26 protein-coding genes and 4 tRNA genes are annotated in these 24940 nt (G+C 40.5%); all 30 read right to left on the bottom strand.

Features of this window, described 5'->3' with window-relative positions; all coding sequences use genetic code 11:
• Positions 1-2: 2 nt before the first annotated feature.
• The 30 genes from rplN to I5349_RS11285 all read right to left on the bottom strand — a co-directional run bounded on the left by rplN (position 3) and on the right by I5349_RS11285 (position 24914).
• Complete coding sequence (gene rplN / locus I5349_RS11430; RefSeq protein WP_226390901.1) at positions 3-371, bottom strand: 50S ribosomal protein L14; 369 nt, start codon at positions 369-371, stop codon at positions 3-5.
• Positions 372-373: 2 nt separating this feature from the next.
• Complete coding sequence (gene rpsQ / locus I5349_RS11425; protein WP_226390900.1) at positions 374-637, bottom strand: 30S ribosomal protein S17; 264 nt, start codon at positions 635-637, stop codon at positions 374-376.
• 2 nt (positions 638-639) lie between these two features.
• The gene (gene rpmC, locus I5349_RS11420; RefSeq protein ID WP_226390899.1) at positions 640-834 is read right to left on the bottom strand and encodes a 50S ribosomal protein L29; all 195 of its coding nucleotides are present in this window, start codon (positions 832-834) and stop codon (positions 640-642) included.
• 5 nt (positions 835-839) lie between these two features.
• Positions 840-1262: a 50S ribosomal protein L16 gene (gene rplP, locus I5349_RS11415; RefSeq protein WP_226390898.1), complete on the bottom strand. Its 423-nt coding sequence runs from the start codon at positions 1260-1262 to the stop codon at positions 840-842.
• A gap of 30 nt (positions 1263-1292) precedes the next feature.
• Positions 1293-2036 carry a 30S ribosomal protein S3 gene (rpsC, locus tag I5349_RS11410; protein WP_226390897.1) on the bottom strand — a complete coding sequence of 248 codons (744 nt, stop codon included), beginning with the start codon at positions 2034-2036 and terminating at the stop codon, positions 1293-1295.
• Between the two features lie 9 nt (positions 2037-2045).
• A complete protein-coding gene (gene rplV / locus I5349_RS11405) occupies positions 2046-2432 on the bottom strand; it encodes a 50S ribosomal protein L22 (RefSeq protein WP_226390896.1) in 387 nt (128 codons plus the stop codon).
• Entirely contained in the window at positions 2432-2710 is a 279-nt protein-coding gene (gene rpsS / locus I5349_RS11400; RefSeq protein WP_226390895.1) for a 30S ribosomal protein S19, read from the bottom strand. Before rpsS ends, rplV begins: the two co-directional genes overlap by 1 nt.
• A gap of 2 nt (positions 2711-2712) precedes the next feature.
• On the bottom strand, positions 2713-3534 hold the full coding sequence (gene rplB, locus I5349_RS11395; protein WP_226390894.1) for a 50S ribosomal protein L2: 822 nt from the start codon (positions 3532-3534) through the stop codon (positions 2713-2715).
• An 11-nt stretch (positions 3535-3545) separates the two neighbouring features.
• Positions 3546-3833 carry a 50S ribosomal protein L23 gene (gene rplW / locus I5349_RS11390; protein WP_226390893.1) on the bottom strand — a complete coding sequence of 96 codons (288 nt, stop codon included), beginning with the start codon at positions 3831-3833 and terminating at the stop codon, positions 3546-3548.
• A gap of 4 nt (positions 3834-3837) precedes the next feature.
• Positions 3838-4470, bottom strand: coding sequence for a 50S ribosomal protein L4 (gene rplD / locus I5349_RS11385; protein ID WP_226390892.1), 633 nt, complete (start codon positions 4468-4470; stop codon positions 3838-3840).
• Between the two features lie 5 nt (positions 4471-4475).
• Entirely contained in the window at positions 4476-5108 is a 633-nt protein-coding gene (rplC, locus tag I5349_RS11380; RefSeq protein WP_226390891.1) for a 50S ribosomal protein L3, read from the bottom strand.
• A gap of 222 nt (positions 5109-5330) precedes the next feature.
• Positions 5331-5636: a 30S ribosomal protein S10 gene (rpsJ, locus tag I5349_RS11375; RefSeq protein ID WP_226390890.1), complete on the bottom strand. Its 306-nt coding sequence runs from the start codon at positions 5634-5636 to the stop codon at positions 5331-5333.
• Between the two features lie 8 nt (positions 5637-5644).
• Positions 5645-7765: an elongation factor G gene (fusA, locus tag I5349_RS11370; protein WP_226390889.1), complete on the bottom strand. Its 2121-nt coding sequence runs from the start codon at positions 7763-7765 to the stop codon at positions 5645-5647.
• A gap of 5 nt (positions 7766-7770) precedes the next feature.
• Positions 7771-8238: a 30S ribosomal protein S7 gene (rpsG, locus tag I5349_RS11365; RefSeq protein ID WP_226390888.1), complete on the bottom strand. Its 468-nt coding sequence runs from the start codon at positions 8236-8238 to the stop codon at positions 7771-7773.
• A 23-nt stretch (positions 8239-8261) separates the two neighbouring features.
• Positions 8262-8666, bottom strand: a complete 405-nt coding sequence (rpsL, locus tag I5349_RS11360) for a 30S ribosomal protein S12 (protein WP_226390887.1) — start codon at positions 8664-8666, stop codon at positions 8262-8264.
• A gap of 95 nt (positions 8667-8761) precedes the next feature.
• Positions 8762-9079: a DUF3467 domain-containing protein gene (locus I5349_RS11355; RefSeq protein ID WP_226390886.1), complete on the bottom strand. Its 318-nt coding sequence runs from the start codon at positions 9077-9079 to the stop codon at positions 8762-8764.
• Between the two features lie 44 nt (positions 9080-9123).
• Complete coding sequence (gene rpoC / locus I5349_RS11350) at positions 9124-13434, bottom strand: DNA-directed RNA polymerase subunit beta' (protein WP_226390885.1); 4311 nt, start codon at positions 13432-13434, stop codon at positions 9124-9126.
• A 48-nt stretch (positions 13435-13482) separates the two neighbouring features.
• Complete coding sequence (gene rpoB, locus I5349_RS11345; protein ID WP_226390884.1) at positions 13483-17358, bottom strand: DNA-directed RNA polymerase subunit beta; 3876 nt, start codon at positions 17356-17358, stop codon at positions 13483-13485.
• A gap of 166 nt (positions 17359-17524) precedes the next feature.
• Positions 17525-17902, bottom strand: a complete 378-nt coding sequence (gene rplL / locus I5349_RS11340) for a 50S ribosomal protein L7/L12 (protein ID WP_226390883.1) — start codon at positions 17900-17902, stop codon at positions 17525-17527.
• Between the two features lie 42 nt (positions 17903-17944).
• On the bottom strand, positions 17945-18475 hold the full coding sequence (gene rplJ / locus I5349_RS11335; RefSeq protein WP_226390882.1) for a 50S ribosomal protein L10: 531 nt from the start codon (positions 18473-18475) through the stop codon (positions 17945-17947).
• Positions 18476-18477: 2 nt separating this feature from the next.
• Positions 18478-19176, bottom strand: coding sequence for a 50S ribosomal protein L1 (gene rplA, locus I5349_RS11330; RefSeq protein ID WP_226390881.1), 699 nt, complete (start codon positions 19174-19176; stop codon positions 18478-18480).
• An 11-nt stretch (positions 19177-19187) separates the two neighbouring features.
• Entirely contained in the window at positions 19188-19631 is a 444-nt protein-coding gene (rplK, locus tag I5349_RS11325; protein ID WP_226390880.1) for a 50S ribosomal protein L11, read from the bottom strand.
• A gap of 2 nt (positions 19632-19633) precedes the next feature.
• The gene (gene nusG / locus I5349_RS11320; protein ID WP_226390879.1) at positions 19634-20191 is read right to left on the bottom strand and encodes a transcription termination/antitermination protein NusG; all 558 of its coding nucleotides are present in this window, start codon (positions 20189-20191) and stop codon (positions 19634-19636) included.
• Between the two features lie 18 nt (positions 20192-20209).
• Complete coding sequence (secE, locus tag I5349_RS11315; RefSeq protein WP_226390878.1) at positions 20210-20398, bottom strand: preprotein translocase subunit SecE; 189 nt, start codon at positions 20396-20398, stop codon at positions 20210-20212.
• A 16-nt stretch (positions 20399-20414) separates the two neighbouring features.
• Positions 20415-20485: transfer RNA gene (locus I5349_RS11310), tRNA-Trp, on the bottom strand.
• A 116-nt stretch (positions 20486-20601) separates the two neighbouring features.
• Positions 20602-21789, bottom strand: a complete 1188-nt coding sequence (gene tuf / locus I5349_RS11305) for an elongation factor Tu (RefSeq protein ID WP_226390877.1) — start codon at positions 21787-21789, stop codon at positions 20602-20604.
• A gap of 138 nt (positions 21790-21927) precedes the next feature.
• A tRNA-Thr gene (locus I5349_RS11300) sits at positions 21928-21999 on the bottom strand.
• 26 nt (positions 22000-22025) lie between these two features.
• Positions 22026-22101: transfer RNA gene (locus I5349_RS11295), tRNA-Gly, on the bottom strand.
• A 20-nt stretch (positions 22102-22121) separates the two neighbouring features.
• A tRNA-Tyr gene (locus I5349_RS11290) sits at positions 22122-22204 on the bottom strand.
• 154 nt (positions 22205-22358) lie between these two features.
• The gene (locus tag I5349_RS11285) at positions 22359-24914 is read right to left on the bottom strand and encodes a M1 family aminopeptidase (RefSeq protein WP_226390876.1); all 2556 of its coding nucleotides are present in this window, start codon (positions 24912-24914) and stop codon (positions 22359-22361) included.
• Between the last annotated feature and the right edge of the window lie 26 nt (positions 24915-24940).

The following is a 24940-nucleotide window of genomic DNA, read 5'->3' as shown; positions in this document are numbered from 1 at the left end:
GATTATAATACTTCAGGGGCTAAAGAAACAATTTTCATGAACTGCTTTTCTCTGAGTTCCCTAGCCACAGGTCCGAATATACGGGTACCTCTTGGTTCGTCATTATTATTCAGAAGGACAGCAGCATTATCTTCAAAGCGGATGTACGAGCCATCTTTTCTTCTGATCTCCTTTTTGGTTCTTACGATTACCGCTTTGGTAACTGTACCTTTTTTCATGTTGCCAGAAGAAATAGCAGACTTAACAGTCACGACAATTTTGTCGCCAACAGAAGCATACCTCTTTCCTGTACCACCTAGTACGCGGATACATAGCACCTCTTTGGCACCACTGTTATCCGCTACTCTTAATCTTGATTCTTGCTGTATCATGATTACTTAGCTCTTTCTATGATTTCTACTAATCTCCAACGCTTATTCTTGCTCAGCGGACGAGTCTCAGAGATGCGTACAATGTCTCCAATGTTGCACTCATTTTTATCGTCATGGGCCATGAATTTAGTGGTTTTTCCTACGAATTTTCCGTAGATAGGGTGTTTCACTTTACGCTCTACAACTACAGAGATTGATTTCTCCATTTTGTTGCTTACCACCTTACCTATTCTCTCTTTACGCAGATTTCTGGTCGCCTTTTCCATAATTATTTAGCTAATTCTTTTTCTCTCAAGATTGTCATCAATCTCGCGATCAATTTTTTACTTTCTCCTATTTTGTTAGGATTCTCGATTGGAGATATGGCATGAGCGAAATTTAATTTCGTAAGGTTTTCCTTCTCTGCTAGGATTCGCTCCTGTATTTCACTTATCCCAAGTGCTCTTATTTCTGAATTTTTCATCGCTATTATTGTCCAACGTAATCTCTACGTACTACAAACTTAGTGCTGATAGGCAGCTTCTGAGCAGCTAGTCTCAATGCCTCTCTTGCTACTTCTTCACTTACTCCAGTAGATTCGAATAAAATAGTTCCTGGCTTCACTACTGCTACCCAATATTCAGGAGCACCTTTACCTTTACCCATACGCACCTCTGCAGGCTTCTTGGTAACTGGCTTATCTGGGAATATTTTAATCCAAACCTGACCTTCTCTTTTCATCGCTCTTGTCATCGCGATACGAGCTGCTTCTATTTGTCTAGAAGTGATCCAAGCTGGTTCTAGGGCTTTGATGCCGAAGTTTCCAAAGGCAAGTTCGTGACCTCTACCTGCGAGACCCTTTACTCTACCTTTTTGCTGCTTTCTATATTTGGTTCTTTTTGGCTGTAACATCGTCTAATCACTTAATGGTGAAACATGTATTTATTTTCTCTTACGCTTAGGAGCACCTTCACCACCTCTTCTGCGTCTGCCATTATCCTTAGGGCTATTGCTAGCACCGCTAGGACCGCCTGCAGCTTGATTTGGAGATAGATCTCTCTTACCGTAAACTTCACCCTTGAATATCCAAACTTTGATACCAATGATACCATATACTGTGAGTGCCTCAGACAGTGCATAGTCGATATCAGCTCTTAATGTATGAAGAGGAATTCTTCCTTCTTTGTACATTTCAGAACGTGCCATCTCAGCACCACCAAGTCTACCTGACAATTTCACCTTGATACCTTCGGCACCTACTCTCATCGCTGATGAGATAGACTGCTTCATAGCTCTTCTAAATGAAATTCTTGCTTGTAGCTGTTGAGCAATAGACTCACCTACTAGCTTAGCATCAAGTTCTGGTCTCTTGATTTCAAAGATGTTGATCTGAACATCCTTATTTGTGATTTTCTTAAGTTCTTCCTTGATCTTATCAACTTCAGAACCTCCTTTACCAATGACCACACCTGGTCTTGCTGTATGGATAGTGAGCGTAATTCTCTTAAGCGTTCTTTCTATTACAACTTTGGCAATTCCACCCTTTGGAATACGGGCGTAAACATACTTTCTGATCTTATGATCCTCAACTAGCTTGTCAGAGAATGTTTTTCCTCCGTACCAGTTAGAGTCCCATCCTTTAATAACACCAAGTCTAAGACCAACAGGGTTAACTTTCTGTCCCATATTATAATCTTATTTATCTGATTGGATATTGTTTACACTACTATCAGCGGTAACTTTCACGGTATCAACTACCAAAGTTACATGATTAGATCTTTTGCGGATTCTATGAGCCCTACCTTGAGGTGCTGGTCTTAGTCTCTTCAACATACGACCGCCATCTACAAATATTTCTTTTACATATAGATCTGCATCCTCAAGTCTTACATCTTCATTTTTTGCTTGCCAGTTGGCGATAGCTGAAAGAAGAAGTTTCTCCAATTTAGGAGCACCTTGATTTGCTTGGAATTTCAATATGCTCAAAGCCGTATTTACTTTCTTGCCTCTAACAAGATCTGCCACTAGGCGCATCTTGCGGGTAGAAGTAGGGACATTATTTAATTTTGCTATTGCTTCCATTATTTCTTGCCTTTATCTTTTTTAGCAATGTGACCTCTGAAGTTTCTAGTAGGAGCAAACTCACCGAGCTTATGACCTACCATATTGTCTGTCACAAATACTGGGATAAACTTGTTACCATTGTGAACAGCGAAGGTATGACCTACGAAATCAGGAGAAATCATTGATCTTCTTGACCAAGTCTTGATGACAGATTTCTTACCGGCTTCATTCATGGTGTCCACCTTTTTCTCCAGTCTAAAATCTATATAAGGTCCTTTTTTTAACGAACGTGCCATGATTATTTACCTTTACTAATAATGAACTTGTTAGAATACTTTTTAGGAGTTCTGGTCTTCTTACCTTTAGAAAGCAAACCATTTCTAGATCTAGGATGACCACCTGATGATCTACCTTCACCACCACCCATTGGGTGATCCACAGGGTTCATTACTACACCTCTGACACGTGGTCTTCTTCCTAACCATCTTTTTCTACCCGCTTTTCCTAAGTTCACGTTCATGTGATCACCATTAGAAACGGTACCAACAGTTGCCATACAAGTACCAAGTATGAATCTCATCTCTCCTGAAGGGAGTTTAATGGTCACATACTTACCTTCTCTAGCGACTATCTGTGCATATGATCCGGCACTTCTTGCCAAAGCTCCACCTCTTCCAGGCTTTAGTTCGATATTGTGAACTATAGTACCTAGTGGTATAGAAGCAATTGGTAAAGCATTTCCTACTTCAGGAGCAATGCTTTCACCAGAGATCACTGTCTGTCCAACTTGCAGACCCTCTGGAGCGATTATGTAGGCCTTTTCTCCATCTACATAAAACAAAAGGGCAATTCTTGCTGATCTTGTAGGATCATACTCGATAGCTTTTACTGTCGCTGGGATACCATGCTTTCTTCTTTTGAAGTCGATGATTCTCAACTTTTGCTTATGACCACCACCGATGTAGCGCATAGTCATTCTACCTGAGTTATTTCTACCACCACTCTTCTTAGAAGGAGCTAGTAGAGACTTCTCTGGCGTAGATTTAGTAATCTCAGTAAAAGCAGGAGCAACTCTGAATCTTGTCCCTGGTGTTATAGGCCTTAACTTCTTAACTGCCATTTTCTATTTGATTAAATTCCTCCGTAAAAATCTATTACTTCACCTTCAGATACTGTTACCAAAGCTTTTTTGTAAGCATTAGTGAAGCCAGATACTACTCTCGCTTTTGTGTATCTTGTTTTCAATTTTCCTGCATAGCGCATCGTTCTGATACCAGTAACTTTGACACCATACATCTTCTCAACGGCTTTCTGAATCTCTACCTTGTTAGCAGATTTTTCCACTACGAATCCGTAGACACCTTTTTCATTCAAGGCAGAAATTTTTTCCGTAATGATTGGTCTTTTTAAAACGCTCATTGTCTTACTTCTTCAATAAAAGGGTTTCTAATTTACTTACGGAACCTTCACTTAGGAGTAGTGTATCTGCATTCAATACATCATATGTATTCAAGTCATCCACAGTGACTACCTTAGCATTTTTAAGGTTTCTGCTAGATAGATAAATGTTCTTATTTACCTCTGGAAGCACAAACAAAGTCTTCTTGTCTGTCAATGAAAGGCCATTCAATAGATTGATATAGCTCTTAGTCTTTGGTGCATCAAAAGCGAAATCTTCAATAACTGATAGACTGCTCTCTTGTGCTTTATACGTCAAGGCTGACTTTCTAGCGACCACTTTCAGCTTCTTGTTGAGCTTGAAGCTATAGTCTCTAGGCTTAGGTCCAAATACTCTACCTCCACCTCTGAAAAGTGGTGATTTCAAAGATCCTGCCCTAGCTCCGCCAGTACCTTTTTGCTTCTTGATCTTCTTGGTAGAACCAGCGATCTCATTTCTTTCCTTAGACTTGTGTGTCCCTTGTCTTTGGTTAGCCAAAAACTGCTTAACGTCTAAGTAGATAGCGTGATCGTTTGGCTCAATACCAAATATCTCTGCCGAAAGAGAAACTTTTCTTCCGGTATCTTCTCCTGTATGTTTTAATACTGCTAATTCCATCTTGCTTATTTCTCTAGGATTACAAAAGAATTTTTTGGACCTGGAACTGAGCCACTGATTAGGATCAAGTTTCTCTCAGGGATAAGCTTCATCACTTTTAAGTTGATGACCTTTACTCTGTTTCCACCCATTCTTCCAGCCATTCTCATACCCTTGAATACTCTAGAAGGGAATGAACAAGCACCGATAGAACCTGGAGCTCTTAATCTGTTGTGTTGACCGTGTGTTTGGCCGCCAACTCCACCAAAGTTGTGTCTTTTGACCACACCTTGGAAACCTTTACCTTTAGAAGTACCGATAGCATCTAAGAAGTCACCTTCTTTAAATACTTCGTGTGCCAAGATTGAATTACCAAGATTTACTTGACCTTCAAACTCAACTCTAAAGTCTCTGAATTCAACAACTTTCCTCTTAGGAGTTGTATTTGCCTTCTTAAAGTGACCTTTAAGTGCTTTAGGAGTGTTTTTCTCCTTGCGCTCAGCATAACCCAATTGGATGGCGTTGTACCCGTCTGTTTCTACATTTTTTACTTGCGTTACCACGCAAGGACCAGCTTCTATTAGCGTGCATGCGACATTACGTCCATCGGCACTAAAAATGCTAGTCATTCCGATTTTTCTTCCTATGATACCAGACATCTTATAAATAAATTAATACAATAGCATACGTGTAGACACACTTATGCCCCTTTAAAGGACTGCAAAGTTAGTAATTAAATTGTACACTACAAATGTGAGTGCAATTATTTTCAACATATTAGCATAGCAATTCTCTCTCTATCAGCACACTGTAAAGCAGAGAAAAGAAAAGCCCCAGAGCACTTGCTTCTGGGGCATTCCTTATGTTTGAAATATGTTCTGTCAGACTTTGATCTCTACATCAACACCACTTGGAAGCTCGATTTTCATCAAAGCATCTACTGTCTTAGCGTTGTTTGAGTAGATATCTACCAGACGCTTGTAAGTACAAAGCTGAAATTGCTCTCTAGACTTCTTATTTACGTGTGGTGATCTCAATACTGTGAACTTCTCTTTCTCTGTTGGCAATGGAATAGGACCCACTACTACAGCGCCTGTGGCCTTTACAGCTCTCACGATCTTCTCAGAAGACTTATCTACTAGATTGTAGTCGTAAGATTTTAGTTTTATTCTAATTTTCTGATTCATGATCTTTGTTATTTTCCTTCGCCTTTAACTTTTGCTATGACAGCCTCAGCTATGTTGTTAGGTACTTCCTCATAGTGAGAGAAAGTCAACGAAGCAGTAGCTCTACCAGATGTGATCGTTCTTAGATCCGTCACATATCCGAACAACTCAGATAGAGGCACAGAAGCTCTGATTACTGTAGAAGTTCCTTTGGTATCCATACCTTTCATCATACCTCTTCTTCTGTTCAAGTCACCTGTGATAGGACCAGTGTACTCATCAGGAGTCACTACATCTACCGCCATGATAGGCTCAAGAAGTTTTGGTTTAGCTTTCTTAGCAGCTTCTTTGAAACCGATTCTTGCAGCAAGTTCAAAAGAAAGTGCATCTGAATCGACATCGTGATAAGATCCGTGGAAAAGCTTCACTTTCATAGACTCGATTGGATATCCAGCAAGTGGACCATTCTTCATAGCTTCTGTGAAACCTTTCTGAATAGCTGGGATAAATTCTTTTGGAATCACACCACCCACGATTGCATTTTGGAAGTCAAGTCCTGGCTTGATCTCGTTAGTCTCAGGATCTGGATCCTTAGCGCCAAGTTCAAATACGATATCGGCAAATTTACCTTTACCACCTGACTGCTTCTTGTAGACTTCTTTGTGCTCTACTGTACCAAACAAAGCTTCTTTGTAAGCTACCTGCGGAGCACCTTGGTTGATCTCTACCTTAAACTCACGTCTCAATCTATCGATGATGATATCTAAGTGAAGTTCACCCATACCTCTCAAGATAGTCTGTCCAGTTTCGTGGTCAGTATTTACTTGAAGTGTAGGATCTTCTTCCACTAGTTTACCGATAGCCATGCCTAGTTTATCTACGTCAGCTTGCGTTTTAGGCTCGATCGCATAACCGATAACTGGCTCAGGGAATACCATTGACTCCATGACAAGCTTACGTCTCTCATCGCAAAGTGTATCACCTGTTTTGATGTCTTTAAAGCCTACTACTGCAGCGATATCTCCTACCTCTAATCTTTCGATTTGATTTTGCTTGTTTGCGTGCATCTGGAATACTCTAGAGATTCTCTCTTTGTTTCCAGAGCGGCTGTTGAATACATAAGAACCAGATTCTAGTGTACCAGCATATGATCTCACGAAGCAAAGACGACCAACAAATGGATCCGTAGCGATCTTAAATGCTAGACCTACGAAAGGATCTGTAGCGATAGGCTTCACTAATACTTTTTCTTCTTCATTATCCAATTTAGAAGCATAAAGCTCAGTCTTATCAAGTGGAGAAGGAAGTAGCTCCATCACCAAATCCAACATCGTCTGAACACCTTTGTTTTTGAATGAAGATCCACATACCATAGGTACAATCTTCATATCGATTACTGCTTTTCTAAGTGCAGAAAGTATTTCAGCTTCAGTGATTGAGTTAGGATCTTCGAAGAATTTCTCCATCAAAGTCTCATCATAGTCAGCTACTGCTTCAAGCAATTGCTCTCTCCAGTAGTCAACATCTTCTTGCATATCTTCAGGGATAGGAACTACCTCGTAAGTCATACCGAAGTCATCCTCATTCCAAACGATAGCTCTGTTATTGATCAAGTCAACAACACCTTTGAATTTGTCTTCAGCACCAATTGGTAGTTGAAGTGGAACTGCATAGCTACCTAGCATTTCCTTCACTTGCTTACATACATCTAGGAAGTTGGCTCCAGCACGATCCATCTTATTAACGAATCCTATACGAGCTACTTTGTAGTTGTCAGCAAGTCTCCAGTTAGTCTCTGACTGAGGCTCAACACCATCAACAGCACTAAAAAGGAATACAAGTCCATCTAATACTCTAAGGGAGCGGTTTACCTCTACGGTAAAGTCCACGTGACCTGGAGTATCAATGATATTGATTTGATATTTATTGTCTCTGTAATTCCAAAAAACTGTAGTCGCAGCAGAAGTGATAGTGATACCTCTTTCTTGCTCTTGCTCCATCCAGTCCATGGTAGCCGCACCATCGTGTACTTCTCCAATTTTATGGCTCACACCACCATAAAAAAGAATACGCTCAGTAGTAGTGGTCTTACCCGCATCGATATGGGCTGCGATTCCTATATTTCTTGTAAATTTTAAATCTCTTGCCATTTCAATTAGAATCTAAAGTGTGAGAATGCTTTGTTTGCTTCAGCCATTCTATGGGTGTCATCCTTCTTCTTCACTGCTGCTCCTTCACCCTTAGACGCTGATATGATTTCACCAGCTAGTCTATCCATCATAGTCTTCTCACCTCTTTTTCTTGAATAAAGAATCATCCATTTGATGCCGAGTGAAATCTTTCTTTCAGGTCTAACTTCTAATGGTACCTGGAAAGTAGCTCCACCAACTCTACGACTCTTCACTTCTACTGAAGGACTGATGTTGTTAAGCGCCTTTTTCCAAACTTCAAGACCATTCTCACCTGTTTTCTTCTCTACTAATTCTACTGCATCATAGAATATAGTGTAGGCAATACTCTTCTTCCCGTCTACCATCAGGCAGTTTACAAACTTAGTTACCAAAGTATCTGCAAACTTTGGATCAGGAAGAATATATCTCTTCTTTGGTTTAGCTTTTCTCATTGCTTAATAAATGTTACAAAATATTATTTTTTCTTAGCAGGAGCTGCTGCTTGTCCTGGCTTAGGTCTCTTAGCTCCATACTTAGATCTGGCCTGTAGTCTTCCTTTCACACCAGCTGTGTCAAGTGCACCTCTGATAATGTGATAACGAACACCTGGAAGATCCTTAACTCTACCACCTCTGATGAGTACAATAGAGTGTTCTTGAAGGTTGTGACCCTCTCCTGGAATGTAGGCGTTAACCTCTTTTCCATTGGTCAATCTTACCCTAGCCACTTTTCTCATCGCTGAGTTTGGCTTCTTAGGGGTGGTAGTGTATACTCTAGTACATACGCCTCTTCTCTGAGGACAAGAATCCAAAGCTCTAGACTTAGATTTTGTTTCTAAAGTAGTTCTACCTTTTCTAACTAGCTGTTGTATAGTAGGCATTAACTATAATTGTTTAAATTTCTTTATTAGAAGTTTTTTAGGACTGCAAAGGTAATGAAACAGATAAATTAAACAAAACTAAAGACTTATAATTTTTAAGCCTCTCCTACTGTCCCTCCAAAGTTGATCGGGAATTGTGGAAATTCTTCGTTTTGCTTAATTGAGCCAAAAGACTGCTCATATTTTTCAATATTGTCCTTTAGAGCAGACAGGAGTCGTTTTGCATGATCTGGTGTAATGACGACTCTGGCCTTTACTCTAGCCTTAGGCACTCCTGGCATGAGTCTGATAAAATCAATGACGAACTCACTGTTTGAGTGAGCGATCATTGCCAAATTGGAATAAACACCTTCTGCTACATCTTCAGTAAGCTCGATGTTCATTTGACCGTCTTTATTTGATTCTTTTGCCATATCATTTTATGATAAAAGCGGCCTGTTTCCAGGCCGCTTATTTTTTACTGAGCTGTCTCCTTTTCTTTAGAAGCAGACGTACGTTGCTCTTTTGCATTTTCTAACTTCTCGTACTCTTCTTTAGAGCCTACGATGTAGTTATTGTAAATACGCTGACCTGTACCGGCTGGGATCAAGTGACCAACGATCACGTTTTCCTTTAAGCCGAGTAGATTGTCTGCTTTACCTCTGATAGCTGCTTCGCTGAGTACTTTAGTAGTCTCTTGGAAGGATGCCGCAGATATAAAGCTTTCAGTACCTAATGATGACTGCGTGATACCCTGTAGGGTAGGTCTCGATACAGCTGGCTCAGCATCTCTCACTTCTACCAGTTTGAGATCTTTACGCTTCAAGCTTGAGTTTTCATCTCTCAATCTTCTCGCACTGATGATCATTCCTGGCTTCAATGTGCTAGAATCACCTGCATCTGTCACAATCTTTTTGTCAAGGACATCATCGTTTTCCTCTCTGAATACAAACTTGTCAACAGTTTGTCCCTGAAGGAAGCTAGTATCACCTGCATCCAAGATTTCCACTTTTTGCATCATTTGTTTCACGATCACTTCGATGTGCTTATCATTGATCTTCACACCTTGTAAACGGTAAACTTCCTGAATTTCATTCACAACATACTCCTGTACAGCTGTTGGTCCTTTTATAGAAAGGATATCAGAAGGCGTGATCGCTCCATCTGATAATGGATAACCAGCTTTCACGAAGTCGTTATCTTGAACTAAGATGTGCTTAGATAGAGGCACCATGTACTTCTTCTTCACGCCATCTTTAGACTCGATAAAGATTTCTCTATTTCCTCTTTTAATTGCTCCATAAGTTACTACACCATCAATCTCAGAAACAACTGCTGGGTTTGAAGGATTTCTCGCCTCAAACAATTCAGTAACTCTTGGAAGACCACCTGTAATATCTCTTGACTTACCTACGGCTCTAGGGATTTTAGCAAGTACTTGTCCTGCTTTTACCTTATCGCCTTTATCTACTGCAAGGTGAGCACCTACTGGAATGTTATATCCTTTAGATTCATCACCATAGTTTACTACTACAGCAGGGTTTTTAGTCTTATCCTTAGTATCGATGATTACTTTCTCTCTGTATCCTGTTTGATCATCAGCTTCCTCTTTATAAGTAATGCCTTCTTCGATCGCATCAAACTCTACTTTACCATCAAACTCAGAAAGGATAACCGCATTGTATGGATCCCAAGTACATAGATCATCACCTTTAGCTACTTTAGCACCCTCTTTTACCTTAAGGAATGCACCATAAGGTACGTGGTTGCTGATGAGCGTTTTTCCAGATTTTTCATCTACTACTTTGACTTCACCAGATCTACCCATCACGACATTGACTTCCTCTCCTTCGTTATTGGTTGTCTTGATCCATCTTAGATCTTCAAACTGTACTTTACCATCAAACTTAGACTTGATACTTGCTTCAACAGCGATGTTAGAAGCTGTACCTCCCACGTGGAATGTTCTCAAAGTAAGCTGAGTACCTGGCTCACCGATAGACTGTGCTGCGATCACACCGACAGCTTCACCAGACTGTACCATAAGGCCTGTCGTCAAGTTTCTTCCGTAGCATTTTGCACAAACACCTCTTCTAGATTCGCAAGTCAATACTGATCTGATCTCAACATCTTCTATTGGAGATTCATCAATGATCTTAGAGATATCTTCTGTGAACTCTTCACCCGCTGAAATGATCAACTCATCTGTGATTGGGTGGTAAATATCATGAACTGATACCCTTCCTACTATTCTTTCAGATAGTGGCTCTACGATCTCATCATTATCTTTCAGCGCTGATACTTCTAGACCTCTCAAAGTACCGCAATCCACTTCTGTGATGATCACGTCTTGAGAAACGTCTACAAGTCTTCTAGTCAAGTAACCTGCATCGGCTGTTTTCAAGGCAGTATCCGCAAGACCTTTACGCGCACCGTGAGTAGAGATGAAGTACTCCAATACATCTAGACCTTCTTTGAAGTTAGACAAGATTGGGTTTTCGATGATTTCACCCACTGAACCTTGAAGGTTTTTCTGTGGCTTGGCCATCAATCCTCTCATACCCCCGAGCTGACGAATTTGCTCTCTAGAACCTCTGGCTCCAGAGTGCATCATCATGTAGATCGAGTTGAACCCTTGGTTATCTTCTTCCATCAACCTCATGAGGTTGTTAGTCAAAGCCGAGTTAGTTCTTGTCCAGATATCAATTACTTGGTTATATCTTTCATTATCTGTGATCAGACCCATGAGGTAGTTGTTCCATACAGCATCTACTTCCTCTTTAGCTTTGTCTACCATGCCTTCTTTATTGTCTGGCACGAGTACATCACCAAGTCCCATTGATAGACCACCTTTGTAAGCCATCTGGAAACCTAAGTCTTTGATATCATCTAGGAACTGTGCTGTTCTAGCGATTCCACAGATTTTTACTACCTCAGCGATGATTTGCTGAAGTTTCTTTTTAGTCAAAAGTTCGTTGACGTATCCTACTTGAGTAGGTACAAACTGGTTGAAGATCACTCTACCCGCTACTGTCTCAATGACTTTCTCTACCAATTCTCCATTTTCACGGACGATAGTCTTTACATTGATATAAGCATGCTTAGAGATTTGCTTTTCATTCAAAGCAATTATGACCTCTTCAGCTCCGTAGAATGTCATTCCTTCTCCTTGAACTGGATGCTCAGGAGTAGATCTTCTTCCTTTAGTTACGTAATAAAGACCCAAAACCATGTCTTGTGAAGGTACCGTGATAGGTGCTCCGTTTGCAGGGTTTAGGATATTGTGTGAAGCCAACATCAAAGTCGAAGCTTCCAAAATAGCCTCATGTCCAAGTGGAACGTGTACCGCCATCTGATCACCGTCAAAGTCAGCGTTGAATGCTGTACATACTAATGGGTGTAATTGGATAGCTTTACCTTCGATCAACTTAGGCTGGAAGGCCTGTATACCAAGTCTGTGAAGCGTAGGAGCTCTGTTGAGTAATACAGGATGTCCTTTCAATACATTCTCGAGGATATCCCATACGACAGGGTCTTTACGATCTACTATTTTCTTAGCAGACTTTACAGTCTTTACGATACCTCTTTCGATCAATTTTCTGATCACAAATGGTTTGAAAAGCTCTGCAGCCATGTCCTTAGGTAGACCACACTCGTGAAGTTTCAGTTCTGGTCCTACAACAATCACTGAACGACCTGAATAGTCCACACGCTTACCAAGTAAGTTTTGACGGAAACGTCCTTGCTTACCTTTAAGCATATCGGAAAGCGACTTCAATGCTCTGTTTCCATCAGATCTTACTGCATTGACTTTTCTAGAGTTATCAAATAGCGAGTCAACTGCTTCTTGAAGCATTCTTTTCTCGTTTCTCAAAATCACCTCTGGCGCCTTGATGTCGATCAATCTCTTCAAACGGTTGTTTCTGATGATCACTCTTCTATAAAGATCGTTCAAATCTGAAGTAGCGAATCTACCACCATCAAGAGGCACAAGTGGTCTCAACTCTGGCGGAATCACTGGAACCATACGAATCACCATCCACTCAGGGCGGTTTTCGATTCTAGTTCTAGCATCTCTAAATGCTTCCACTACTTTCAGACGCTTCAATGCTTCAGCTTTTCTCTGCTGTGAAGTATCTGTTGCAGCTTGGTGTCTCAAGCTATAAGACAATTCGTCAAGCTCAAGTCTAGCAAGTAGCATTTCGATAGCCTCAGCACCCATTTTAGCGATAAACTTATTAGGGTCAGAGTCTTCTAACATTTGATTTTCTCTAGGAAGCTTATCCATGATGTCTAAGTATTCATCTTCAGTCAAGAAGTCTAAATACTGAACACCTTCTTCAGCTTTGATACCTGGCTGTACGACAGCATATCGCTCATAGTAAACGATCTGATCAAGCTTCTTAGTAGGAAGACCTAGTAGGTAACCTATTTTATTCGGTAAAGATTTGAAATACCAGATATGCGCCACAGGAACTACTAGCTCAATGTGACCCATTCTCTCTCTTCTAACTTTCTTCTCAGTTACTTCAACACCACATCTATCGCAGATGATGCCTTTGTATCTGATTCTTTTGTATTTACCACAATGACATTCCCAGTCCTTCACAGGCCCGAAAATTCTCTCGCAGAAAAGACCTCCCATTTCTGGCTTATAAGTCCTGTAGTTGATTGTCTCAGGCTGAGTGACCTCGCCATGAGAACTCTCTAGAATAGACTCTGGAGAAGCTAGACTTATAGTGACTTTAGAGAAGTCAATATTTAATTTTTTATTTTTTCTGAATGCCATAGTTTTATTGATAAAGTATGGATAGGGGCCGAAGCCCCATTATATTTTTTAGTCTAAAGTGATCTCTAATGCCAAACCTCTAAGTTCATGAACCAATACATTGAATGACTCAGGAATATTTGGTTTAGGAAGGTTTTCACCTTTGACGATCGCCTCATAAGCCTTAGCTCTACCGACTACGTCATCAGATTTTACCGTTAGGATCTCTTGCAACACGTGAGAAGCACCAAATGCCTCAAGTGCCCAAACTTCCATCTCTCCAAATCTCTGACCACCAAACTGAGCTTTACCACCAAGTGGCTGCTGTGTAATGAGTGAGTATGGACCGATAGATCTCGCGTGCATCTTATCATCGACAAGGTGACCAAGTTTCAACATGTAAGCGATACCTACTGTTACTGGTTGGTCAAACTTATCTCCTGAAAGTCCATCATATAGGTATGTTCTACCAAATTCTGGAAGACCTGCTTCAGTAAGCTCAGCGGAAACTTCATCAAGAGTAGCTCCATCAAAGATTGGTGTAGCATACTTTCTATTGAGTTCCTTACCTGCCCATGCAAGTACTGTTTCGAAGATTTGACCGATGTTCATACGAGAAGGTACACCTAGTGGGTTAAGCACGATGTCCATTGGAGTGCCATTTTCTAAGAATGGCATGTCTTCCTCACGAACGATTCTTGCTACCACACCTTTGTTACCGTGACGACCAGCCATCTTATCCCCTACTTTTAGTTTACGCTTTTTAGCCACATAAACTTTAGCAAGTTGTACGATACCTGCTGGTAATTCGTCACCAACTTCAAGTGTGAATCTCTCTCTCTTAAACTTACCAGACACTTCATTACGTGTTCTGATATAGCTTTTGACAAGTTTCACAATGATATCATTGATGCGCTCATCATCCGTCCAATTGTCTAAGATGATATCAGCTATTAAGTTAGCTTCTTCAGGTACATTATAAGTACTTTCATCTCTGTAGACGTTCTTTGGAGGGAAGAGATTCTCTTCTATATTTTTAGCGGTAAACTTCACGCCTTTGCTGATGATTTCATCACCAAACTTGTGCTTGACTCCTTGAGAAACTTTACCCTCAAGTAGTGTTACCATTTTCTTAATCATTTGAGCTCTTACTGCTAATAGGTCTTTACCATATTTAGCCTTAAGTACTTCCACTTCTTTCTTAGACTTAGCTCTAAGATCCTTATCCTTTTTAGGTCTAGAGAACAATTTAGTGCCGATGACTACACCTCTGAGAGATGGGGAAGCTTTTAGAGAAGCGTCTTTCACATCACCTGCCTTATCACCGAAGATCGCTCTTAGAAGTTTCTCTTCCGGAGTAGGATCAGTCTCACCTTTTGGTGTGATCTTACCGATGAGGATATCTCCTTCTTTTACTTCAGCACCTACTCTGATGATACCATTTTCATCCAAGTGCTTCACAGCCTCTTCAGATACGTTAGGAATTTCAGAAGTCAATTCCTCCTCTCCTCTCTTAGTGTCCCTAACTTCTAGCTGGAACTCTTCAATGTGGATAGAAGTAAAGACATCGTCTCTAACAACTCTTTCAGATATAACAATTGCATCCTCAAAGTTATACCCCTGCCATGGCATGTAGGCTACTCTTAGGTTTTTACCTAGTGCTAGTTCTCCATTATTAGTAGAGTAACCTTCACATAGTACTTGGCCTTTTTTGATTTTCTGACCTTTAAGTACAATAGGCTTTAAGTTGATACAAGTATCTTGGTTTGTCCTTCTGAACTTAATCAAGTCGTAAGTTTTGAACTGATCGCTAAAGCTTACCAATAGCTCATCATCAGTCAAATCATACTTCACTCTGATCTGACGTGCATCTACATAATCGATGACTCCATCAGCTTCAGCAATGATCAATGCTCTAGAATCAAGCGCTGCTCTAGCCTCAAGACCAGTTCCTACGATAGGAGCTTCAGCCTTTAGCAACGGAACAGCTTGTCTTTGCATGTTTGATCCCATCAAGGCTCTGTTAGCATCATCATGCTCCAAGAATGGAATCAATGAAGCTGCTACCGATACGATCTGGTTAGGAGCAATATCCATGAAGGTGATTTGAGTAGGCTCCAACACAGGGAAGTCTCCTTCAAATCTTGCCTTTACTCTATCGTTGACAAACTTACCTTTTTCATCCAAAGGAGCATTAGCCTGAGCGATGTTGTGTCCATCTTCCTCTTCTGCAGTTAAGTAAACGATGTCCTTTTCAGACATTCCTACTTTGCTATCATTCACTTTTCTGTAAGGTGTCTCAAGGAATCCCATAGAGTTGACCTTAGCGTGAACGCAAAGAGATGAGATCAAACCAATGTTTGGTCCCTCTGGAGTTTCGATCGTACAAAGACGACCATAGTGCGTATAGTGAACGTCTCTAACCTCGAAACCAGCTCTTTCTCTTGAAAGTCCACCTGGTCCTAGGGCAGAAAGTCTTCTTTTGTGCGTCAATTCAGCTAATGGATTTGTTTGATCCATAAACTGAGAAAGCTGGTTAGTACCGAAGAATGAGTTGATGACAGAAGAAAGCGTTCTAGCGTTAATCAAATCAACTGGCTTGAAGTCCTCATTATCTCTGACATTCATACGCTCTCTGATAGTACGAGCCATTCTTGCAAGACCTACACCAAACTGGCTGTAAAGCTGCTCACCTACTGTTCTTACACGTCTATTGCTCAAGTGATCGATATCATCGACTACCGCTTTAGAGTTGATCAAACCAATGAGGTACTTCACGATAGAGATGATATCCTCAGTCGTCAAGACGATTTTGAGGGCATCAATATCAAGGCCTAGCTTTTTGTTGATACGATATCTACCTACTTCACCAAGATCATAACGCTTATCAGAGAAGAACAATCCGTGAATAACTTCACGAGCTGTAGACTCATCTGGAGCTTCTGTATTTCTTAGTTGTCTGTAGATTTGTTCTACCGCTTCTTTTTCAGAGTTTGAATTATCTTTTTGAAGCGTATTATATATGATAGAGTAATCAGCTATGTTGACATCTTCTCTATGCAAGATGATAGACTTAGAGCCTGATTCCAATATCAATTCTATATCTTCGGCAGTCAAAATAGAATCTCTTTCTAGCAAGATTTCATTTCTAGGTATAGAGATTACTTCTCCAGTATCCTCATCCACGAAATCTTCCACCCAAGTCTTAAGGACTCTAGCAGCTAGCTTTCTACCGACTACATTTTTTAATTTCGATTTTGTAGCATCTACCTCTTCTGATAGACCAAATAGATCTAAGATATCCTTATCACTACCATATCCTATAGCTCTTAGGAGTGTAGTTACCGGAAACTTCTTCTTACGATCGATGTAGGCATACATGACATTGTTGATGTCTGTAGCAAACTCAATCCAAGAACCTTTGAAAGGGATAATCCTAGCTGAATATAGCTTCGTCCCATTTGTATGCTTGCTTTGCGCGAAAAATACACCTGGAGATCTATGTAATTGAGAAACGATGACTCTTTCAGCACCATTGATTACAAATGAGCCTTTTTCGGTCATGTAAGGGATATTACCTAAAAATACCTCTTGCTCAATAGTTTCGAAGTCTTCGTTATCACTATCATTGCAGACTAGTCTAAGCTTTGCCTTGAGCGGCACTGCATAAGTAAGTCCTCTATCAATACACTCTTCTACTGAGTATTTAGGAGGATCTACAGTGTAGTCTATAAATGATAATTCGAAGTTTTCTCTGGAATCTGAAATCGGGAAGTTTTCAGAAAAAACCTTGAACAAACCATCTTGGGTTCTTTTCTCCGCAGGAGTTTCCAATTGGAAAAAATCCTGAAATGACTGGAGTTGGATATCAAGGAAATCCGGATAATCTTTAACTACCTTGATTGACGAGAAATTAATTCTGCCTGTTTGATTTTGGATAGCCAAGGCCGTGTATATTTAGATTGAAGATAATTTTTTATCAAAATGCGAATATATTCGCTTTGAATTGTACAATAATTAAGACATGTACAAACAGGAAAAGACCTGACTCAATTGCCAGGTCTAATATCAGTAAACCATTTGCTAAAATATGGCAAATGGCCTACTAGATTTATTTCAATTCTACTTCAGCACCTGCTTCTTCAAGCTGCTTCTTAAGTGCTTCAGCTTCGTCTTTACCTACTCCTTCTTTTACTGCTTTAGGAGCTCCGTCAACTACGTCTTTAGCTTCTTTCAAGCCTAGGCCTGTAAGTTCTTTAACAAGTTTCACGACAGCAAGTTTCTGACCACCTGCAGCTTTAAGGATAACATCGAAAGAAGTTTTCTCTTCAGCAGCAGCAACGTCACCACCACCGGCTACAGCTGCTGGAGCAGCAGCAGCAGCTGCAGGCTCAATACCGTACTCTTCTTTCAAAATTGCAGCTAGTTCATTTACATCTTTTACTGAAAGATTTACTAACTGCTCAGCGAATGCTTTAAGATCTGCCATTTTATTAGAAATTTTAATTGATTGATTTTTTTAACTGATTGATTATTTTTCTGAAAGGGTTTTAACAACTCCTGCCAAGATATGCTGACCACTCTGAAGAGCAGATACCACATTTTTAGCTGGAGACTGTAGCAATCCGATGATATCTCCGATAAGCTCTTCACGAGACTTAAGCGTAGATAGCATATCCAAATTATTGTCACCAATGAATAAAGCTGAATCAATTGAAGCACCTTTAAGCGTTGGCTTGTTTAATTTACCGTTTGCTTTTCTAAAATCCTTTAAAACTTTTGCTGGAAGATTTGCTACTTCCTGTGAAAACATGATACCTGAGAAACCTTTAAGCGCCTCATCTGCAAATGCAGTGTAATCCGTTTCTAGATTTTCTAATGCCTTTTTGATAAGCGTATTTTTGTACACTTTATACTCGACACCTTTGTCATAGCAAACTTGTCTGAAGGCATTTACCTGAGCAACTGAAAAACCAGAAGCATCAGTAATGTAGAAATAAGGTGTTACTTTAAGCTTCTCGGTAAGACTGTCTATTATTACTTTTTTCTCTTCTCTAGTCATGATTAAATACCTTGAATACTGGTTTTGTCAATTGCAATCCCTGGAGACATTGTGCTCGATAGGGTAATGCTCTTAAAGTAAGTACCTTTCGCAGATGCTGGCTTCAACTTAGAGATTGTTTGAATCACCTCGTTAGCGTTATCAAGAATCTTCTCTGGAGAGAAAGATGCCTTACCTACACTAGTATGAATGATACCAAATTTATCTACTTTGAAATCAATTTTACCTGCTTTCACATCTTTCACTGCCTTAGCTACATCTAGCGTTACAGTACCTGATTTAGGGTTAGGCATCAAGCCTCTTGGACCCAATACTTTACCTAAACGACCGACTTTCGCCATCACGTTTGGCATAGTAATGATGACATCAATGTCTGTCCATCCACCCTCTATCTTAGTTATATAGTCATCTAATCCTACGTGGTCAGCACCAGCATCCTTAGCCTCTTGCTCTTTGTCAGGAGTGCAAAGTACAAGTACTCTTACATCTTTACCTGTTCCATGAGGAAGCGCTACAACACCTCTGACCATTTGATCAGCTTTACGTGGATCTACACCCAAACGGATGTCAATATCTACGGAAGCATCAAATTTAGCATTAGTGATTTCCTTAACTAGCTTAGAAGCCGCTTCTAGAGAGTACTGCTGCGTAGCATCATACTTCGAAAGCGCTTCTTTCATTTTTTTAGTCAGTTTCGCCATCTCTTTTCTAATTAATTCTCCCAAGGAGCTTTACCAGTTACAGTTATACCCATACTTCTAGCCGTTCCAGCTACCATTTTCATAGCAGACTCGATTTTGAAGGCATTCAAGTCAGGCATTTTAACTTCTGCGATCTCTTTTACCTGATCCCAAGTAACCGAACCAACTTTCTTTCTGTTTGGCTCCGCAGAACCACCCTTCAACTTGGCAGCATCCATCAGCATGATTGGTGCTGGAGGAGTTTTTACTACGAAGTCAAAAGACTTGTCAGAATAAATGGTGATTAGAACAGGAAGTATCTGACCATTTTTCTCTTGAGTTCTAGCATTAAACTGCTTGCAGAACTCCATGATGTTCAGACCCTTAGAACCTAAAGCCGGACCGACTGGAGGTGAAGGGTTTGCCTGGCCACCTTTTACCTGTAATTTCAGATAACCACTAATTTCCTTAGCCATTGTTATTCAGTTTTTTCTACTTGCATGAAATTTAATTCGACAGGTGTGTTACGACCGAAGATCTTAACCATAACATTAAGTTTCTTCTTATCTTCAAACACCTCTTCAATTGTCCCAGTAAAGCCACTAAAGGGACCGTCCATTACCTTAACGGTCTCTCCAACTATAAATGGCGTCTCGAGTTTATCGTCAAACTCATCAATCTCCTCAACTCGTCCTAAGATTCTGTTAACTTCTGATTGGCGTAATGGCTCGGGGGTTTTGGAAGCCCCCCCGTTGTTTGAACCGAGAAATCCGATCACACCGGGTATACTTGTAATCACGTGATTAGCTTCACCATTTGAAAGATCAGCAGACACTAAGACATAGCCTGGAAAGAAATTTCTCTCTCTCACACGCTTTTTGCCATTGCGCATCTCATACACTTTCTCAGATGGGATCAATACTTCAGGGATAAAGTCTGACAGATTAGCTCGAGTTATCTCATTATCAAGATAAGTTTTTGCTTTTTTCTCTTGCCCGGCTACCACCCTAAGCACGTACCATTTATGTTCAGCCATCAGTGATTCAAATTCTAGTTAAAATGCATTATAAAACCATGTCAGCATATTCTCAAAGCCTAAGTCAATCACAAAGATCAACAAAGCAAAGATCAAGGATGCCACTAGTACTAGAGTTGCACTTCCTTGCAATTCTCTAAAAGGTGTCCAAGTCACCTTGTTTCTCATCTCATCGATGGAATCTACTACAAACTGCTTTATGTTCATGGTTTTATAATTTTCGCACGGGTGGAGAGATTCGAACTCCCATCAACGGTTTTGGAGACCGGTATTCTACCCTTGAACTACACCCGTAAGTCATTTGCAAACTCCAAAACGGAGTGCAAAGCTAATGATAAATACTATATGAAACAAATGCGTTTCCGAAAATATCAGAAACGCATTATGTTAAATATTAAATGGAGTCTTGATTAGTCAAGAATTTCAGTTACCTGACCGGCACCTACTGTTCTACCACCCTCACGGATAGCGAATCTTAGACCTTTCTCAAGAGCTACTTTGTTGATCAAGTTAACTTCGATAGTCACGTTGTCACCTGGCATAACCATTTCAACGTTTTCAGGAAGCATGATCTCACCAGTTACGTCAGTTGTTCTTAGGTAGAACTGTGGTCTGTACTTGTTGAAGAATGGAGTGTGACGTCCACCTTCTTCTTTAGAAAGTACGTAAACCTCAGCTTTGAACTTCTGGTGTGGCTTCACAGAACCTGGCTTACAGATGATCATACCTCTCTTGATATCAGACTTCTCGATACCTCTCAATAGTAGACCTACGTTATCACCAGCTTCACCTCTGTCTAGGATTTTACGGAACATCTCAACACCTGTTACAGTTGACTTAAGACCTTCAGCACCCATACCGATGATATCTACTGGATCACCAGAGTTGATGACACCTCTTTCGATTCTACCAGTAGCTACTGTACCTCTACCAGTGATAGAGAATACGTCTTCTACAGGCATCAAGAAATCTTTGTCAACAAGTCTTTCTGGAAGTGGAATCCAAGTATCAACTGCTTCCATCAAAGCTTCTACAGTCTCAACCCACTTTGGCTCACCATTAAGTGCACCAAGAGCAGATCCTTGGATCACAGGGATGTTGTCACCGTCAAACTCATAGAATGAAAGAAGTTCTCTAACTTCCATCTCAACAAGCTCAAGTAGTTCTGGATCATCCACCATGTCTACTTTGTTTAAGAATACTACTAGCTGAGGTACACCTACCTGACGAGCCAAAAGAATGTGCTCTCTTGTCTGTGGCATAGGTCCGTCAGTAGCAGCTACTACTAGGATAGCACCGTCCATCTGCGCAGCACCTGTAACCATGTTCTTTACATAGTCAGCGTGACCTGGACAGTCAACGTGTGCATAGTGACGATTTGCTGTAGCGTACTCTACGTGTGAAGTATTAATAGTAATACCTCTTTCTTTTTCTTCCGGAGCGTTATCGATAGATGAGAAATCTCTCAACTCAGAAAGACCCTTGTTTGCCAATACTGTAGTGATAGCGGCAGTCAAAGTAGTCTTACCATGGTCTACGTGACCAATAGTACCGATATTTACGTGCGGTTTCGAACGGTCAAAGGTTGCTTTTGCCATGCTTGAAAATCCTCTTTTTAGTTAATGATAAATGTATGATAGATTAAATTAATCCAATATTGTCAGGAGTCTCTACTCCTATTTACCTCTTCAGTCATTCGATTGAAGATCTACTAGTATCCAAGGTAAATTTTAAAGAGCCAATGACGGGAATTGAACCCGTGACCCCTTCCTTACCAAGGAAGTACTCTACCCCTGAGCTACATCGGCTTAAACTATAAAAAAGCTTAAACTAATGGAGCGGGAGACGAGGCTCGAACCCGCGACCTACAGCTTGGAAGGCTGTCGCTCTACCAACTGAGCTACTCCCGCATTAGTTTAAACTTTTAGTGTGGGGGGAACAGGATTCGAACCTGTGAAGACATAAGTCAACGGATTTACAGTCCGTCCCAGTTGGCCGCTTTGGTATCCCCCCAACTGATTTTAGTAAGCCATCAGAACAATCTCTAACTCAGTCATTGTTCTAACGAGTGGCAAAATTATACGCTTTTCACGATTGTTCAAACTTTTTCCCAAAAAAACTTGACATTTTTTAATGCCGTGATAGTAAGCTTTTAGCTTTCAATCGCTTAATCTTCCAAACTATCTATACCCATCGACTTGTAGAAGGACTTTAAGCCTAAATCTGACTCTTTCTGATAAATCTCCATTAAAAGTTGATCCCTGTTTTCTACAGAAAATAATCCATAGATTGATTGGGTAGCCATGAACCTCACGTATGAGTTGGCCCCGTTAAGTGCCAGCTCTTTTAAGAAAACAGCTGCCTTCTCCTGAATGGCTTTAGACTGAGCAGATAAGTACTCTCCGTATAAATTAACTAAATAATAGGCATTGGCAGAACCCACGCGATCGATAGTGGATTGGTACCAATCAGAAACATCAGCTGTAGCATTTATATAATATTCTGCGATAGCGATGAGTGCGTCTGTTTGCTCACTATTTTCATATCGAGCTACGTAGACTGCCGCATCCGCTGGATCAGAAGATAAATATGATGCTAAGGCTGTAGCGGAAACCAATTCTGAAGGGTCATTGATCAAAGCTTTAAAAAAAGTAGCATAAGCAATCGCGTCAATCTCTTCAAGCAGATAGATCGCTGTAGACCGAGTCATATTGTCACTATCTTTCTCTGCAATCTCTAGTATTTTAGACTCAAAAAGCGATGCTGTTTCTACATCCGTACTGAGTAGATAATTAAGCGCTGATACTCTTAATTCCTTGTCCGCGCTATTCAGCGCATCTATCACTATGGACTTTATCGACTCTTGGTAAGGGTAATTTTGAAGTGAGTCCAAGGCTTCGATCTGTCTGATTACAGCTTTTGATTGCTTGTATTGATTGATAAAATCAACTTCATTTTTTTGCTCCTCACGAGCGGCTAGTATAGTAAAATCCTCATCCCAAATCACTAAAGAAGGTTTTCTCGAAACAGGTATACTAAATGTCTCTTGCTGTTTGGTAATGAGGATTGGCTTTTTAATTACTTCAGCACCCATATATATACTCAGCTCTGAGGGTAATCTGTAAAGTGGATATTTAGTCAAATCTTGATTTTGAGAAATTTTCACCAAAACACTATCAGATCGGTACTCATATGAAATCTTCAATTCAGGATGCCCGGCTGCTAAAAACCACTGATTGAAAAACCAATTCAAATCTCTTCCAGTAATTTGCTCAAAGGCTAAGCGCAAATCATGAATCTCTACACTCTTGTATGAATGGCTCTTGAGATAGTGCTCTAAAGAAGCAAAAAAAGCTTCATCTCCCACCTCGTTTCTCAACATATGCAAGACACGACCACCTTTTGCATAGGAGTGACTATCAAACATGTCATCTGGTAGCTCATGATCAAAGCGAATCAAATCTACTTTCTTATCTTCAGCCTCGGTAAAGTATGCCTGCATCTCAGAGATGTGATGAGTCATAGCAGTCGCTTCTCCATAGTAATGCGACAGCCATAAGTACTCTGAATAATTAGCAAAAGCTTCATTCAGAGGGAGATTCGCCCATGACTCAGTAGTGACCAAGTCACCAAACCACTGATGAAAAAGCTCATGCGCGATGATCTCGTCCCAGTGATAATCATTCAGTTGACCAGCTCGCATGTTTAATTCATCATAGAATATAGAAACGGTCGTATTTTCCATAGCGCCAGAAACAAACTCTCTCACTACGACTTGATCATATTTAGGCCAAGGGAATTTGACTCCAAGCAATTCAGAAAAATACGTCATCATCTCAGGTGTCCGCTTGAATACCTCTCCTACAGTCTCCGCGTATTTCTGATCAGTATAATAAGCTAGTGGAATTCCGCCCCAGCTATCTCTCACAACAGCAAAGTCTCCAATAGCAAAAGCAAAAAGGTAAGGCGCGTGAGGCTGATCCATCCTCCAGTGGTCTACCCTAAAACCATTGTTTGTTTTCTTTTGATGGATTAGTTTCCCATTTGAGACAGAGACCATAGTATCAGGAACTGTCAGTAAGAGCTCCTGAGTACTGCGCTCATTGGGAGCATCTATCGTAGGAAACCACCAAGAATTAGCCTCGGGTTCACCTTGTGTCCAAATTTGCCGAGGGAAATCTGTTACCTCACCTCGAGGATTGATAAAGTAAAGTCCTTTATCATCAATAGCAGTTTTCTCACCAGTATTTTTATCAATTCCCGGACTGGCTGTGTAAGACACTTGTATTTTTAGCGTGTCAGTACGCTGATACACTTTATCCAAAGTTATTTGAGCTTGATAGCCGTCATAAACATACTCTAGCGGATAGTAAGCCTCTCCACGATAAACTCCCAAATCATGGATCTCAAAACCCTTCATGTCTAGCGTCAGTGTATTCTGGGGATAAAAATACGGCACCAGTGTAAGCTGTGCCTTTCCTAATGCTTGTTCTTTTTCCCAATCAAAGCCTAACTCAATCTTTGTATGCAATAAATCAAAAAATCGCTCTTTAGAAGCTTTATATGGCTTGACCTCCACTTTAGATTGCTCTTTTGAAGGGCTGACATTCGACTCAGTCTGAGCCTTAGACACTACAGCTGGAGTCGGTGACTTAGCCACACAACTCATCAGTAATATGACCACTAGGATACTTAGCTTTGTAAGGGATTTATGGATTTGCATAGGGATGTTTACTATGTTTGGTTTAT

It is taken from the genome of Penaeicola halotolerans (genome assembly GCF_016464625.1).
GTDB classification, from domain to species: Bacteria; Bacteroidota; Bacteroidia; order Cytophagales; family Cyclobacteriaceae; genus Penaeicola; species Penaeicola halotolerans.
This window is presented reverse-complemented; position numbering and strand designations above follow the sequence as displayed.

Excerpts from the sequence above, each read along its gene's own strand:
- rplN (WP_226390901.1), bottom strand. The coding sequence starts at position 371 with ATGATACAGCAAGAATCAAGATTAAGAGTAGCGGATAACAGTGGTGCC.
- rpsQ (WP_226390900.1), bottom strand. The coding sequence starts at position 637 with ATGGAAAAGGCGACCAGAAATCTGCGTAAAGAGAGAATAGGTAAGGTG.
- rpmC (WP_226390899.1), bottom strand. The coding sequence starts at position 834 with ATGAAAAATTCAGAAATAAGAGCACTTGGGATAAGTGAAATACAGGAG.
- rplP (WP_226390898.1), bottom strand. The coding sequence starts at position 1,262 with ATGTTACAGCCAAAAAGAACCAAATATAGAAAGCAGCAAAAAGGTAGA.
- rpsC (WP_226390897.1), bottom strand. The coding sequence starts at position 2,036 with ATGGGACAGAAAGTTAACCCTGTTGGTCTTAGACTTGGTGTTATTAAA.
- rplV (WP_226390896.1), bottom strand. The coding sequence starts at position 2,432 with ATGGAAGCAATAGCAAAATTAAATAATGTCCCTACTTCTACCCGCAAG.
- rpsS (WP_226390895.1), bottom strand. The coding sequence starts at position 2,710 with ATGGCACGTTCGTTAAAAAAAGGACCTTATATAGATTTTAGACTGGAG.
- rplB (WP_226390894.1), bottom strand. The coding sequence starts at position 3,534 with ATGGCAGTTAAGAAGTTAAGGCCTATAACACCAGGGACAAGATTCAGA.
- rplW (WP_226390893.1), bottom strand. The coding sequence starts at position 3,833 with ATGAGCGTTTTAAAAAGACCAATCATTACGGAAAAAATTTCTGCCTTG.
- rplD (WP_226390892.1), bottom strand. The coding sequence starts at position 4,470 with ATGGAATTAGCAGTATTAAAACATACAGGAGAAGATACCGGAAGAAAA.
- rplC (WP_226390891.1), bottom strand. The coding sequence starts at position 5,108 with ATGTCTGGTATCATAGGAAGAAAAATCGGAATGACTAGCATTTTTAGT.
- rpsJ (WP_226390890.1), bottom strand. The coding sequence starts at position 5,636 with ATGAATCAGAAAATTAGAATAAAACTAAAATCTTACGACTACAATCTA.
- fusA (WP_226390889.1), bottom strand. The coding sequence starts at position 7,765 with ATGGCAAGAGATTTAAAATTTACAAGAAATATAGGAATCGCAGCCCAT.
- rpsG (WP_226390888.1), bottom strand. The coding sequence starts at position 8,238 with ATGAGAAAAGCTAAACCAAAGAAGAGATATATTCTTCCTGATCCAAAG.
- rpsL (WP_226390887.1), bottom strand. The coding sequence starts at position 8,666 with ATGCCTACTATACAACAGCTAGTTAGAAAAGGTAGAACTACTTTAGAA.
- I5349_RS11355 (WP_226390886.1), bottom strand. The coding sequence starts at position 9,079 with ATGGCAAAAGAATCAAATAAAGACGGTCAAATGAACATCGAGCTTACT.
- rpoC (WP_226390885.1), bottom strand. The coding sequence starts at position 13,434 with ATGGCATTCAGAAAAAATAAAAAATTAAATATTGACTTCTCTAAAGTC.
- rplL (WP_226390883.1), bottom strand. The coding sequence starts at position 17,902 with ATGGCAGATCTTAAAGCATTCGCTGAGCAGTTAGTAAATCTTTCAGTA.
- rplJ (WP_226390882.1), bottom strand. The coding sequence starts at position 18,475 with ATGACTAGAGAAGAGAAAAAAGTAATAATAGACAGTCTTACCGAGAAG.
- rplA (WP_226390881.1), bottom strand. The coding sequence starts at position 19,176 with ATGGCGAAACTGACTAAAAAAATGAAAGAAGCGCTTTCGAAGTATGAT.
- rplK (WP_226390880.1), bottom strand. The coding sequence starts at position 19,631 with ATGGCTAAGGAAATTAGTGGTTATCTGAAATTACAGGTAAAAGGTGGC.
- nusG (WP_226390879.1), bottom strand. The coding sequence starts at position 20,191 with ATGGCTGAACATAAATGGTACGTGCTTAGGGTGGTAGCCGGGCAAGAG.
- secE (WP_226390878.1), bottom strand. The coding sequence starts at position 20,398 with ATGAACATAAAGCAGTTTGTAGTAGATTCCATCGATGAGATGAGAAAC.
- tuf (WP_226390877.1), bottom strand. The coding sequence starts at position 21,789 with ATGGCAAAAGCAACCTTTGACCGTTCGAAACCGCACGTAAATATCGGT.
- I5349_RS11285 (WP_226390876.1), bottom strand. The coding sequence starts at position 24,914 with ATGCAAATCCATAAATCCCTTACAAAGCTAAGTATCCTAGTGGTCATA.